The organism is Aquitalea pelogenes, assembly GCF_001515305.1.
In the GTDB taxonomy this organism is placed as follows: Bacteria; Pseudomonadota; Gammaproteobacteria; order Burkholderiales; family Chromobacteriaceae; genus Aquitalea; species Aquitalea pelogenes.
The window spans coordinates 1-12,934 of record NZ_LNQV01000073.1 but is presented as its reverse complement, the minus strand read 5'-3'; the positions used below and the strand labels follow the sequence as shown (position 1 = coordinate 12,934).

At 61.9% G+C, this 12,934-nt stretch carries 13 protein-coding genes; 9 read left to right on the top strand and 4 right to left on the bottom strand.

Annotated elements, in window-relative coordinates; genetic code table 11:
* From AWT75_RS19350 to rimP, 3 genes are all read right to left on the bottom strand, one after another.
* Positions 1-810: translation initiation factor IF-2 N-terminal domain-containing protein (locus AWT75_RS19350; RefSeq protein WP_193394108.1), on the bottom strand; the 810-nt coding region annotated here is incomplete at its 3' end.
* A 39-nt stretch (positions 811-849) separates the two neighbouring features.
* Positions 850-2,328: a transcription termination factor NusA gene (nusA, locus tag AWT75_RS19345; RefSeq protein ID WP_045846064.1), complete on the bottom strand. Its 1,479-nt coding sequence runs from the start codon at positions 2,326-2,328 to the stop codon at positions 850-852.
* A 51-nt stretch (positions 2,329-2,379) separates the two neighbouring features.
* Positions 2,380-2,808, bottom strand: a complete 429-nt coding sequence (rimP, locus tag AWT75_RS19340; protein ID WP_045846116.1) for a ribosome maturation factor RimP — start codon at positions 2,806-2,808, stop codon at positions 2,380-2,382.
* Positions 2,809-3,115: 307 nt separating this feature from the next.
* Between rimP and AWT75_RS19335 the strand changes: the two genes are divergently transcribed.
* From AWT75_RS19335 to dapE, 4 genes are all read left to right on the top strand, one after another.
* Positions 3,116-4,795 carry a long-chain-fatty-acid--CoA ligase gene (locus tag AWT75_RS19335; protein ID WP_045846065.1) on the top strand — a complete coding sequence of 560 codons (1,680 nt, stop codon included), beginning with the start codon at positions 3,116-3,118 and terminating at the stop codon, positions 4,793-4,795.
* A 141-nt stretch (positions 4,796-4,936) separates the two neighbouring features.
* Positions 4,937-6,094 carry a PilT/PilU family type 4a pilus ATPase gene (locus tag AWT75_RS19330; protein WP_062791280.1) on the top strand — a complete coding sequence of 386 codons (1,158 nt, stop codon included), beginning with the start codon at positions 4,937-4,939 and terminating at the stop codon, positions 6,092-6,094.
* 13 nt (positions 6,095-6,107) lie between these two features.
* The gene (locus AWT75_RS19325) at positions 6,108-6,458 is read left to right on the top strand and encodes an arsenate reductase (RefSeq protein ID WP_045846067.1); all 351 of its coding nucleotides are present in this window, start codon (positions 6,108-6,110) and stop codon (positions 6,456-6,458) included.
* Positions 6,455-7,585, top strand: coding sequence for a succinyl-diaminopimelate desuccinylase (gene dapE, locus AWT75_RS19320; RefSeq protein WP_045846068.1), 1,131 nt, complete (start codon positions 6,455-6,457; stop codon positions 7,583-7,585). Before AWT75_RS19325 ends, dapE begins: the two co-directional genes overlap by 4 nt.
* A gap of 4 nt (positions 7,586-7,589) precedes the next feature.
* Here the strand turns inward: dapE and AWT75_RS19315 are convergent, their stop codons facing one another.
* The gene (locus tag AWT75_RS19315) at positions 7,590-7,826 is read right to left on the bottom strand and encodes a hypothetical protein (RefSeq protein ID WP_082696216.1); all 237 of its coding nucleotides are present in this window, start codon (positions 7,824-7,826) and stop codon (positions 7,590-7,592) included.
* A 91-nt stretch (positions 7,827-7,917) separates the two neighbouring features.
* Here AWT75_RS19315 and AWT75_RS19310 point away from each other — a divergent pair, with 91 nt between their 5' ends.
* The 5 genes from AWT75_RS19310 to AWT75_RS19295 all read left to right on the top strand — a co-directional run.
* A complete protein-coding gene (locus AWT75_RS19310) occupies positions 7,918-9,897 on the top strand; it encodes an SPFH domain-containing protein (RefSeq protein WP_062791276.1) in 1,980 nt (659 codons plus the stop codon).
* Between the two features lie 10 nt (positions 9,898-9,907).
* Positions 9,908-10,438 carry an SPFH domain-containing protein gene (locus tag AWT75_RS22365; protein WP_204377118.1) on the top strand — a complete coding sequence of 177 codons (531 nt, stop codon included), beginning with the start codon at positions 9,908-9,910 and terminating at the stop codon, positions 10,436-10,438.
* Positions 10,439-10,470: 32 nt separating this feature from the next.
* Positions 10,471-10,884 carry an SPFH domain-containing protein gene (locus tag AWT75_RS22360; RefSeq protein WP_239689670.1) on the top strand — a complete coding sequence of 138 codons (414 nt, stop codon included), beginning with the start codon at positions 10,471-10,473 and terminating at the stop codon, positions 10,882-10,884.
* On the top strand, positions 10,881-11,924 hold the full coding sequence (locus AWT75_RS19300) for an SPFH domain-containing protein (protein ID WP_062791274.1): 1,044 nt from the start codon (positions 10,881-10,883) through the stop codon (positions 11,922-11,924). Before AWT75_RS22360 ends, AWT75_RS19300 begins: the two co-directional genes overlap by 4 nt.
* Positions 11,921-12,934 (top strand): heavy metal translocating P-type ATPase (locus AWT75_RS19295; protein WP_153013395.1); only part of this gene is annotated, 1,014 nt, incomplete at its 3' end. The genes AWT75_RS19300 and AWT75_RS19295, both read left to right, overlap by 4 nt.

The following is a 12,934-nucleotide window of genomic DNA, read 5'->3' as shown; positions in this document are numbered from 1 at the left end:
ACCACGGTTGTCGCCAGCCGGACGCGGACCACGTTCGTCACGGCGCTCTTCGCTGCGCACTTCCGGCTTCGGTGCTTCTACCGGCTTGGGAGCCGGTGCCGGTTGCTGTGCAGCCAGACGCGCAGCCTGACGACGTTCTTCGCGTTCGATCTTTTCGCGCATCAGCTCTTGCTGGCGGGCACGGAAAGCAGCCTGGCGCTTTTCTTCAGCTTCACGCGCGGCTACTTCTTCCGGCGACAGGATGGAGGCTACGGTACGTGCCGCAGCCGGTGCCGGCTTGGCAGCAGGTGCAGCTTCCTTGGCCGGGACTTCCGCAACCGGGGCAGCCGGTGCGGCGGGCTTGGATTCCACCTTGGGTTCAACCTTTACTTGCGGTTCCGGCTTGGTTTCCGGTTTCACTTCAACAACCGGCTTGGCTTCTGCCGCCGGAGCAGGGGCAGCAACCACTTCAACAGGCTTGGCAGCCGGGGCCGGTGCAGCAACAGCCGGCTCGGGTGCAACAACAGCAGCGGCAGCAGCCGGGCTTTCTTCCGGACGCACCACTACACGCTTCTTGCGTGTTTCAACTTTTACCGTACTACCGTCCGCAGTCTTGATTTCACTGGTGGACTTGCGAGTCAGCGTGATACGCGACTCATCACGCGCGCCATGCGAACGCTTCAGGTAGTCAAGAAGCTGGGATTTATCCTGCTCGGAGAGCGTATCATCCGGCGCGCGCTTGGCCACACCCGCTGCACGAAGCTGTTCCAGCAATCGTTCAGGCGTGAGGTTCAGCTCACCGGCAAACTGTTTTACATTCGTCAATACCATGCGTCTTCCCAAATTCCGTAAATACTTCCCGAAGAAGCCTTACTGGTTGAACCAGTGTTCGCGCGCTTTCATGATGATTGCACGTGCAGCTTCAGCTTCAATGCCGGTCATGTCCACCAGATCGTCAACGGCCAGGTCGGCCAGATCATCACGCGTGGACACGCCGTTCTCGGCCAACTTGCGAACCAGCTCGGCATCCAGACCCTCGATATCTTTCAGGTCTTCGGATACACCTTCGACTTTCTCTTCGGACGCAATGGCCTGAGTGAGGATGGCGTCACGTGCACGGCTGCGCAGCTCATTCACCAACTCCTCGTCAAAACCGTCGATTTCCAGCATTTCGGAAATCGGCACATACGCTACTTCTTCCAGGGTGGCAAAACCTTCTTGCACCAGTACGGTGGCGGTGGCTTCGTCTACACCCAGGTGTGTGACAAACAGATCACGCAACTGCGCGTCTTCGGCCTGGTGTTTTTCCTCGGCTTCGGTCACGGTCATGATGTTCAGGTACCAGCCGGTCAGTTCGGCTGCCAGCTTGACATTCTGACCGCTGCGGCCGATGGCCAGTGCCAGCTGGTCTTCCTCGACCACCACGTCCATGCTGTGGTTGTCTTCGTCGATCATGATGCGGTTCACTTCCGCCGGGGACAGCGCGTTGATCACGAACTGTGCCGGTTCCGGTGCCCACAGCACGATGTCGATGCGTTCGCCTGCCAGCTCCTGGGTCACGGCCTGGACGCGGGAACCGCGCATGCCGATGCAGGTGCCTTGCGGGTCGATACGGGCATCATTGGCCTTGACGGCAATCTTGGCGCGCAGGCCGGCATCGCGGACAGCTTCCTTGATTTCCAGCAGGCCTTCTTCGATTTCCGGTACTTCCAGCTCGAACAGCTTGATCAGGAACTGGCTGGAGGTACGCGACAGCACCAGCTGCGGGCCACGACCCATGCGGTCGATGCGCAGCAGGAAGGCTTTCACGCGGTCGCCCACGCGCAGGTTTTCCTTCGGAATCATCTGATCGCGCGGCAGTACGGCTTCCAGCTTGCCGCATTCGATAATGGCATTGCCACGTTCGATGCGCTTGATGGTGCCGGTGATCAGGTGTTCGCGACGCTGCAGGAATTCGTTCAGCAGCTGTTCACGCTCGGCGTCGCGGATGCGTTGCAGGATGACCTGCTTGGCAGTCTGGGCACCGATACGGCCAAACTCGACGGCTTCCATCGGTTGTTCGATCACTGCACCCACTTCGATGCGCGGATCATCATCACGCGCGTCGGTAATGGTGATTTCGCGGCTCTCGTTTTCGATCAGCTCGTTCTGCACCACCGTCCAGCGACGGAAAGTCTGGTATTGCCCGGTGTGACGGTCGATTTCGACACGCACATCCATTTCGTCATCGGTAAACTTCTTTTTGGTTGCCGAAGCAAGTGCCATTTCAAGGGCGGAAAAAACCACATCCTTGCTGACATTCTTCTCGCTTGCCAGGGCATCAACCAGCAACAAAATCTCGCGACTCATGCATTCCTCCGAATTTTTGTCCTTATGCGCGGCAACAGGACCTATCCGCGCTCAAAACTCAGGCTCGAGCCTGGCTTTGTCGATATTGGTCAGGGCAATTGCCACGATGCGGCCGCCATCCACTTCCAGCTTGACCGCGCCATCTTCAACCCCGACAAGACGACCGGCAAACTTCTTTTGCTGCTCGACCGGCATGCGCGTCTTGATCTTGGCAAGCTGTCCGGCAAAGCGCACGAAGTCCGCCTCTTTCTTCAGAGGACGATCCAGCCCCGGGGAGGAAACCTCGAGCCGTTCGTAATTGACGTTTTCAACCATGAACAGACGGGTCAGGTGATTGCTGACCAGCACACAGTCTTCCACCGTGACGCCACCTGGCTTGTCCATAAACACGCGATAACCACCACCCTGGGTCATTTCAAAATCGACCAGCTCGTAGCCTAGACCTGGCAGGGTGTTTTCCAGCAGCAAACGTACATCCATTGCTTCTTTCCACAAATAAAAAATGGGCGAAACGCCCATCCCTAAACATCGCGATTGTAACCCATTCCTGCAAAAAAGAAAACCGAAGCCTGTCAAGGCCCTACCCGCCACCCCGACATGCATCGGCCTGTGCTTTGCGTGCATTTTTCACATACTGTAAATTAGCTGCAACCTGACGAAGTTCGGGTACATAGGAATGGGCGCAATACCCATTCGAAAATTCAGAAACAATTATATAGAAGATGCTCGCCACAGCAGCGATGCCGGCGCGGCACTCTCGTATCAGCACGATGGAGAAACCCTACTTATGGAAAAGGTTTGGCTAAAGAATTACCAGCCAGGGGTAGCACACGAGATCGACATCAATCAGTTCCAGTCGATTGTCGAAGTGTTTGATCGCAGCGTTCACAAGTTCCGTGACCGCCCTGCCATGGCCAATATGGACAAGATCCTCAGCTATGGACAGCTGCAAACACTGACCGAGCAGTTTGCATCGTATCTGCAAAACACCTTGCAGCTGAAAAAGGGGGATCGCGTTGCCGTCATGATGCCCAATCTGCTGCAATATCCAGTGGCGGTATTCGGCACCTTGCGCGCCGGCGGCACGGTGGTGAACGTCAATCCGCTGTACACCCCGCGCGAGCTGGAACACCAGCTGAACGATTCGGGTGCGGAAACCATCGTCATCCTGGAAAACTTTGCCAGTGTGCTGGAAGACGTGATCAAGCGCACCAAGGTGAAGAATGTCATCGTGACTTCCATCGGTGACATGCTGGGCTTCCCCAAGCGTTTGCTGGTGAATTTCGTGGTGCGCAACATCAAGAAGATGGTGCCGGCCTGGAAGCTGCCGGGCCATACCCGCTTCAACGACGCACTGGCAGCCGGCGCAGCGCAGCGTTTTGTCCCGGTCAGCATCGGCCACGAGGACATTGCCTTCCTGCAATACACCGGCGGCACCACCGGCATCTCCAAAGGAGCGATGCTGGTTCACCGCAACATCATTGCCAATATGCTGCAGGCCGGTGCCTGGGTGAAACCAGTGGCACGCGAGGGCGAGGAAATCATCATTACCGCCCTGCCGCTCTATCACATCTTTTCGCTCACCGCGAACCTGATGATCTTTACCGAGCTGGGCGCACTGAACGTGCTGATCACCAACCCGCGCGACATTCCGGGCTTCATCAAGGAAATCAAGAAATACCGCGTCACGGCAATGACCGGGGTCAACACCCTGTTCAATGCCCTGCTCAATCACCCTGACTTCCAGTCGGTGGACTTTTCCAGCTGGCGTCTGGTGCTGGGTGGCGGCATGGCGGTGCAAAAGGCCGTGGCCGACAAATGGAAGCAACTGACCGGCGTCACCCTGGCCGAAGCCTACGGCCTGACCGAAACCAGCCCGGCTGCCTGCATCAACCCGCTGGATATCCAGGCCTACAACGGCACCATCGGCCTGCCGATTCCGTCCACCGACATTGAAATCCGCGGTGCCGATGGCCAGGCCGTGCCGCAAGGCGAACAGGGCGAGTTGTGCATCAAGGGCCCGCAGGTGATGAAGGGCTACTGGAACCGCCCGGACGAAACCGCAAAGGTGATTGACTCGCGCGGTTTCCTGGCTACCGGCGACATGGCTGTGGTCACCCCGGAAGGCTACGTCAAGCTGGTGGATCGCAAGAAGGACATGATTCTGGTATCCGGCTTCAATGTTTATCCCAATGAAGTGGAAGACGTGGTGGCCAGCCACCCCGCCGTGCTGGAAGTGGCCTGCATCGGCGTGCCGGATGACAAGTCCGGCGAGGCGGTGAAGGTGTTCGTGGTGCGCAAGGATGACAGCCTGACGGAAAAAGCCGTGATCCAGCACTGCCGCGAGAACCTGACCGCCTACAAGGTGCCGCGCAGCGTGGAGTTCCGCCAGGAGCTGCCCAAGACCAATGTCGGCAAGATCCTGCGCCGCGCCCTGCGCGACCAGGAAGTCGGCAAACAGGCCTGAGCCACCCGACAGAAGCCCGCTGATGCGGGCTTTTTTGTTATTGGCTGTCGCTTGTGGCCCGGAGCAGGCACAATAGCGCTATAAAAAGACCATGCACTTTGTGCAGCCGCCATACTGAATACCGGATTGGAAAACCCGACCATGCTGATGCTGCCATTTTTCAAGCTGATGGCCGACAAACAAGCCAGTGACATTTTTTTCACGGCAGAAGCGCCGCCGCAGATCAAGATTGATGGCGTCACCCTGCCCATCAACGACAAGCCGCTGTCGGCTGATATTGTTCGCCAGCTGGCTTACAGCCTGATGAATGATGGCGAGATCGCCACCTTCGAGCGCGAGCTGGAAATGAACTTCGGCCGGCTGGTGGAAGGATTGGGCAATTACCGGGTGAACATTTTCAGGCAGCGCGGCACGGTAGCCATGGTGGTGCGCTTCATCCGGCCGCGCATTCCGTCGCTGGCAGAGCTGAACCTGCCCGATACCCTGCAGACGCTGGTGCAGCAAAAGCGCGGGCTGATCATCGTGGTGGGGGCCACCGGCAGTGGCAAGAGTTCCACCGTGGCATCCCTGCTGGAACACCGCAACCAGACGCAGTCCGGCCATATCCTGACGGTGGAAGACCCGATCGAGTTTGTCTACCGCCACCAGAAATCCATCGTCAACCAGCGCGAAATCGGCGTGGATACCTTCTCTTACGAAAACGCGCTGAAGAACGCCATGCGTGAAGCGCCAGACGTGTTGATGATTGGCGAAATCCGCGATGCCGAAACCATGACGCATGCCATCAACTACGCCCAGTCCGGCCACTTGTGCCTGTCCACGCTGCATGCCAACAACAGTTATCACATGCTCAACCGGGTGATCAGCCTGTTCCCCACCGATAGCCGCAACGCGCTGTTGATGGACTTGTCCGTTTCCTTGCGCGCGGTGATTTCGCAGCGCCTGGTCCCCACCAAGGATGGCAAGCAGATTCCGGCACTGGAAATCCTGATCAATACCCCGCATATCGCCGAGCTGATTCGCAATGGTGAAATCGACCAGATCAAGGAAGCCATCGAAAACAGCATGAGCGAAGGCGCACAAACCTTCGAGCAGTCGCTGTTCCGCCTGTACCAGCAAGACCGCATCCTGCTGGACGATGCCTTGAAAAATGCCGACTCGCCCACCAACCTGTACTGGCTGATCAACCACGCCCAAAGCAAGCAGGCAGAAGCCCAAAAGGCTGTAGCCCCGCAGCAGGACAAGCAAGACCCAGACAAAGCCTCCACCAGCTTTGACGGATTCACCCTGGATTTATAAACAAGCACACAACATGATTACCCTCTACGGCATTCCCAATTGCAATACGGTCAAGAAAGCCCGCCAGTGGCTGACCGATCATCACATCGACTTTGCCTTTCACGATTTCAAGAAGCAGGGCGTGACCGAAGCCCAGCTGCAAGCCTGGATCGCCGCTGTGGGCCTGGACAAGCTGATCAACCGCCAGGGCACCACCTGGCGCGGCCTGTCCGACGAACTGAAAGCCCAGGCCGCCACGGCTGAAGGTGCCATTCCCGTGCTGCAGGCGCAGCCCTCCATCATCAAGCGTCCGGTGCTGGAACGCCCGGGCAAGGTCAGCGTGGGTTTCAACGAAACACAATGGGCCGAGGAGTTTGCCGCATGAGCAAAACCCTGGACCTCACCTGCGAGCTGATCCGCCGCGATTCCGTCACCCCGTACGATGCCGGCTGCCAGCAACTGCTGGCCGAACGCCTGCATGCACTGGGCTTTGTCATCGAACCGATGCGCTTTGGCGAAGTGGACAATCTGTGGGCGCGGCGTGGCAACAGCGGTCCGCTGTTGTGCTTTGCCGGCCACACCGACGTGGTGCCCAGCGGCCCGGTAGAGCAATGGGACAGCCCGCCGTTTGAACCGCGTCAGCGCAACGGCCTGCTGTACGGCCGTGGCGCGGCCGACATGAAAGCCTCGCTGGCGGCCTTCATTACCGCCATTGAAGCCTTTGTAGCAGACCATCCGGATCACCCCGGCAGCATCGCCCTGCTGCTGACCTCGGACGAAGAAGGCGTGGCAGTGGATGGCTCGGTCAAGGTGGTGGATACGCTGGAAGCGCGTGGCGAGCTGATTGACTACTGCATTGTCGGCGAACCGACTTCCGACCAGAAGCTGGGCGACACCATCAAGAACGGCCGCCGCGGTTCACTGTCCGGCCGCCTGGTGATTCACGGCATCCAGGGTCATATTGCCTACCCGCACCTGGCCAAGAACCCGGTCCACCTGATGGCACCGGCACTGGCCGAGCTGGCCGTCACCGAATGGGACCGTGGCAATGATTTCTTCCCGCCCACCAGCTGGCAGGTGTCCAACATCCACGCCGGTACCGGTGCGGTCAACATCATTCCCGGCCTGTGTGAAATCCGCTTCAACTTCCGCTTCAGCCCGGAAAGCTCGGTGGAATCGCTGAAAGACCGGGTGCATGCCATTCTGGACAAGCACGGCCTGGGTTACGAATTGCACTGGTCGCTGTCCGGCATGCCCTTCATCACCGCACCGGGCGCTCTGACCGACGCACTGGGCGAGGCCATCTATCAGGTCACCGGCCATAGCGCCGAGCTGTCCACCACCGGCGGCACTTCCGATGGCCGCTTCATCAAGCGCATTGCGCGCGAGTTGGTGGAGTTTGGCCCGGTCAACGCCACCATCCACAAGCTGAACGAATGTGTGGAAGTGGCCCATCTGGAACCGCTGGCCGAAATTTACCAGCGCACCCTGGAAAAGCTGCTGCTGGCCTGAGCCCTCACGGCGCAGCAGGTGGATTGCACAGCGGGCAGGCCGCATCGCCACACTTGAGGGCGTAGCGCGCCAGCATGGCATGCAGTTGCTGCGCCGGGTTCAGGCATTGATAGCTGCTGCTGGCGGGAGCCTGCTGCTGCATGGCAGGGACACTGGCTGGGGGCTCTGCCGCCGGCATGCCCGCCTGTGCAGCTGCCATCAGGCCGCAACACGCCATGCCAAGGTAAGGTGTATGATCCATGCTTTGCCTGCTCCCGTGCCAATCCGGCGATGCAGGTAGTGTAGCATTGCCGGCCAGCTGCGCTGGCGCTGCCCGACGCCGTCTCAGGACCATGAAGACATCCCCCTCTGCCCTAGCTGATGCCGCCGCCCGGCAGGAATTGCTCTACCGGCGCTGCGCCCTGCCGGCCCTGCTGCTGGCCACCGCCTGCCTGCTGGCCGGACTGCTGCTGTCTGGCTGGACAGCGCGCCTGCTGTGCCTGTCGCTGTCTGCCAGCCTGTGGCTGCTGACTGGCACACTGTATGGCAGTAGCAATCTGGCCGGCTGGCGCCGCAAGCGGCAGGCCATGACTGCGCTGCCCCTTTTCCCGCAGTTTTTACCCGGCAAACTCCGCCCCACCGACACGACAGCGCGTACCCACCGCACAACGGGCAAATACAGCCTGCGTCGCTGGCTGCTGTGGCCACGCCTGCGACGGGTGATTGGCCGCCGCACTGGCTGGGCGGTACTGCAACAAGCCGGCACCAGCCTGCTGACCCTGCTGATCAGCCTGCTGGTATTGCAAGCCACGCCAGAAAGCACCCCCAACCCGGATAGCCTGTTAGCCGCCCTGCTGTGCGGACTGGCTTTGAGTTTTGCCACACTGCTGCTGGAGCGCAGCCTGGCCTTGCAGGATAAAGAACAATGGCCGGAAGCAGCACAGCTGCAAGCCATCTTGCGTGCCGTATTGCTGTCCATGCTGCTGCCCGCGCTGGCCGCTACCGGCCTGCTGCTGGGGCTGGACTGGCTGCTGCGACTGTTACAGGCCGGTGCACTGTTGATGGCAGTACTGGCTATCGAGCTGGGCTTGCGTGCGCTGTGGCAAATCTTTCAGCCTTACCAGCGCCAACAGCCTCCCACCCTGCCGTTCAACAGCCTGCTTGCCAGCCTGCTGGGGCAGGATGGTGTGCGCAACTGGCGTAGCCGTCTGCAACAGGGACTGGGACTGGAACTGCGCCAGAGCTGGGCCTTGCAATACCTGGGCCGTGCCATGCGGCCTTTCGCACTGGCCCTGCTCGCGGGGGGCTGGCTGCTGAGCAGCGTCAGCACCATCAATAGTGATCAACGTGGCGTGTACGAACGCTTCGGCCAGCCGGTAGCGGTGTGGCAGGCAGGTTGGCATCTGGGTTTGCCATGGCCGTTTGGCAAGGTGCGCCGGGTGGAGTATGGCGTGGTGCATCAGCTGGCCAGCGGCCTGCAACAGGATAGCCAGGGGCGCTGGCAAAGCCCGGACAGCACGAGCGCCCCGGCCAGCAACAACCATTTGTGGGACGGCAACCATGCTGCCGAAACCACCCAGCTGATTGCCAGCCAGCAAGGCGAACGCCAGAGCACTCAGCTGGTGGGCCTGGATGTGCGCCTGGTCTACCGTCAGGGACTGCGCGATGCCGACGCCCTGGCACTCTACCAGCAGGCTGATCCCACCGCCCTGCTGCATGCGGTGGCGGACCGCGCCATGCTGCATTACTTTGCCGGGCAGCAGCTGGACAAGCTGCTGGGCGATGCCCTGGCCGATACCTCGCGCCAGCTGCAACAGCAAATCCAGCAGGCGCTGAACCGCTCGGGTAGCGGGCTGGAACTGCTGGCCGTGGTGATTCAGGCCATTCACCCGCCTGCGGCTGCGGCCAATGCCTATCACGGCGTGCAGGCTGCGGCCATTCTGGCGCAGGCTCGTGTGGCCGCGGAACGCGCCCAGGCCGTGCGCAGCCACAGCGCTGCCATTCAGGCTGCCGTACAGGCGGCACAGGATGCCAGCGCCAGCTCCGCCGAGCGGGTGGCACGCAGCAAGGTGGATGCCATTGTCTTTCAGGCCGACCGTCAGGCCGCCGGTGTTGGCGGGCAGTCCTTCCTGCTGGAGCGCTATCTGCACGCACTGAAGCAAGGCCTGCATCAGGCCCAGCCCATCATCATCGACCATCGCATTCCGGCCAGCGCCCTGCCCACCATTGACCTGCGCCCGGCCGCCAACAACCCCGGCCTGCCCGCCATCGACCTGCATGGCGCGCCGATTGCCACCGAACCGCCACCCGCCATCGCGGGAACGCATCCCTGAGGAGCCTGATTTGGCGCTGTTTCACCACCACCCTCACGCGAGCGACAGCCCGAGCAGCGGCTGGCGACACTGGAAAACCGCCGCCGCGCTTGGCGTATTGCTGCTGGCCGGGCTGTCCGCCTGCATGTTGCAAGTGCATTCGGGCGAAGCTCTGGTCATCACCCGCTTTGGTGCACCGGTACGGGTATTGCTGCAGCCGGGCCTGGCCTGGCGTCTGCCGCCGCCACTGGAAACCGTGGTCCCGGTGGACCTGCGCCTGCGCACCACCTCCAGCGGCCTGCAAGATGTAGGCACGCGCGACGGCCTGCGGGTGATCATGCAAAGCTATGTCGCCTGGCAGGTTCCGGCCGACAGCAGCCATATCACCCGCTTTTTGCGCGCAGTACAAAACCAGCCGGACGAAGCGGCGCGCCAGATTGCCACCTTTGCCGGCTCCGCCATGGAAACCGGTAGCAGCCGCTTTGCCCTGGGCAATCTGGTGAATACCGACCGCAGCCAGTTGCGCATCAGTCAGCTGGAACAACAACTGCGCAGCAACTGACACCGCAGCTGCTGGAAAGTTATGGCGTACAGGTGGTGGATGTCGGGCTGGAGCGCCTGACCCTGCCCGCTGTCACGCTGGATGCCACCGTGGCGCGGATGCGGGCCGAACGTGACACCATCGCCGCCGAACGCACTGCCAGCGGCAATGAACAGGCCGCCGCCATCCGTGCCAATGCCGCACGCGATGCCCGTATCCAGCAAGCCGATGCCAGTGTGGCTGCCGCTGAAATCGAAGCCGGTTCGCGCGTGCAGGCTGCGCGGATTTATGCCGATGCCTGGCAAAAAGCACCGGAGCTGTACAAGACCCTGCGCTCGCTGGACACCCTCAACGGCGTGGTGGGTTCCGGCACCCACCTGATATTGCGTACTGATGCCGCTCCGTTCCGCGCGCTGGTGGATGGCCCACCGGGGCTGGCCGCAGGCAAGGGCGCAAAGGGCAAATGATGGCGGCCACCTCTCTGCCTGCCAGCGCACTGGCCCAGTCGCTGCGTCTGGGTTACCGCCTGCTGCTGGCCATCACCCTGCTGGCCGGCCTTGGCTGGTTGACTGCGCATGTCAGGCCGGTGCCGGCCGACAGCCAGGCGGTGGTGCTGCACTTTGGCGCCATCGACCGGGTACAGCGCGCCGGGCTGCTGCTGGCCTGGCCCAGCCCCATCGACAGCATCATCTGGCTGCCCGCCACCGAAAGACTGCAACAACGGCAGGTAGAAGGGCTCAGCCGCAATGCCCATGCGCTGGCGCTGGATGGTGCCGGGACATCATTGCAACAGATGGGTGACGAACTGGCCGGCTCCGGGTATCTGCTGACCGGCGATCTGGGCGTGGTGCAGCTGAATGCCACCGTGTATTACCGCATTGATGATGCCGCCGCCTACGCCCGGCAAGGTGAACAGGCCCTGCCCGCGCTGGACCGGCTGGTGAGCGCCGCCGCCTTGCAGCTGAGTGCAGGCCGCGATCTGGACAGCATTCTGGTGACCCGCAGCAACCAGCCCTCCAGCCAGCAGGCCGAACTGCGCGAGCGGCTGCGTGGCGAACTGGTGCAAGCGGTCAACCAGCGGCTGCAGCAACTGCGCCAGCGTGGTGTGCCGCTTGGCCTGCAAGTCGCCCGTATCGACCTCACCTCCAGCCTGCCGCATGCCGCCCAGGCTGCCTTTGACGCGGTACTGACCGCCGACCAGACCGTCGAGCGGCAACTGGCGCAAGCCCAGACCGCAGCCGCCCGGCAACAACAGCAAGCCAGCGCCGCCGTCAGCACCATCCTGAACAGCGCCCACGCCCGTGCCGACGAACGGCTGGCCCAGGCCCGCAATGAAACCAGCGAAATCCTGGCGCTGGCACCGCGCATGCAACAGCCGGACGGGCCTGCCCTGCTGCGCCAGCTGTATCAGGACAAGATCCAGCAGGTACTGGCCAAGGCAGGCCAGGTCACCACCATGGACCCGGACAGCAGTGGCCGGGTGATTGTGCCGGGAGTCCGACCGTGAGCCAGTGCTGTCCCCATCCCCATCACGGCTTGCTGGATGCCGCCGAACAACAGCGCAGCGCCCGTCAGTTGCAACTGGCCTTGCTGGCCATCGGCCTGTTGCTGCTGGCTGGTATCTGGCATTTCCTGATTCCCGACGGGCAGATCATCGCCCAATGGCTGACCAGCGCCGCCGCGCTGCTGATGGCCGTACCGCTGCTGCGTGCCGCCTGGCACAGCCTGCAACACCCGGACCTGCACGGCATGACCGACCTGCTGGTGGCACTGGCCATGCTGGGTGCCTGGGCCAGTGGCGACACCCTCAGCGCCGCCCTGCTACCCATCCTGATGGTGCTGGGCCATGTGCTGGAAGAACGCAGCCTGCTGGGTTCACAAGAAGCCATCCGCGCGCTGGCCAGCCTTACCAGCAGCCGCAGCCGCCGCTATCGGCCCGACGGCAGTCTGGAAGAAGTCGACAACAGCCAGCTGCGTAGCGGCGACCGGGTGGAAGTACGACCGGGCGAGCGCATTCCGGCCGACGGCATGGTGGTAAGCGGGCAATCCAGCCTGGACACCTCGGCCATCACCGGCGAGGCCCTGCCACAGGATGTCGTACCCGGCAGCCAGGTGTATGCCGGTGCGGTCAATCTGCAAGGCCTGCTGCAACTGGAAGTCAGCCAGGTGGGCGAACAATCGGCACTGGGACGCATCAGCGCGCTGATGCAACAGGCCGAACAAGCCAAACCGCCAGTCACCCGGCTGGTGGAGAGTCATGCGGCGTCCTATATGGGCCTGGTGCTGGCCATTGCCGCACTGTGCTGGTTTGTCAGCCACGACAGCCAGGCCATGCTGGCCGTGCTGGTGGCGGCCTGCCCCTGCGCGCTGGTATTGGCCGCTCCCTCCACTGCCGTGGCCGGGGTGGCGGTGGCAGCGCGCCATGGCGTGCTGATTCGTGGCGCAGCCTTTCTGGAAGAGCTGGCCGATGTCAACGCACTGGTCATCGACAAGACCGGCACCCTCACCAGCGGCCAG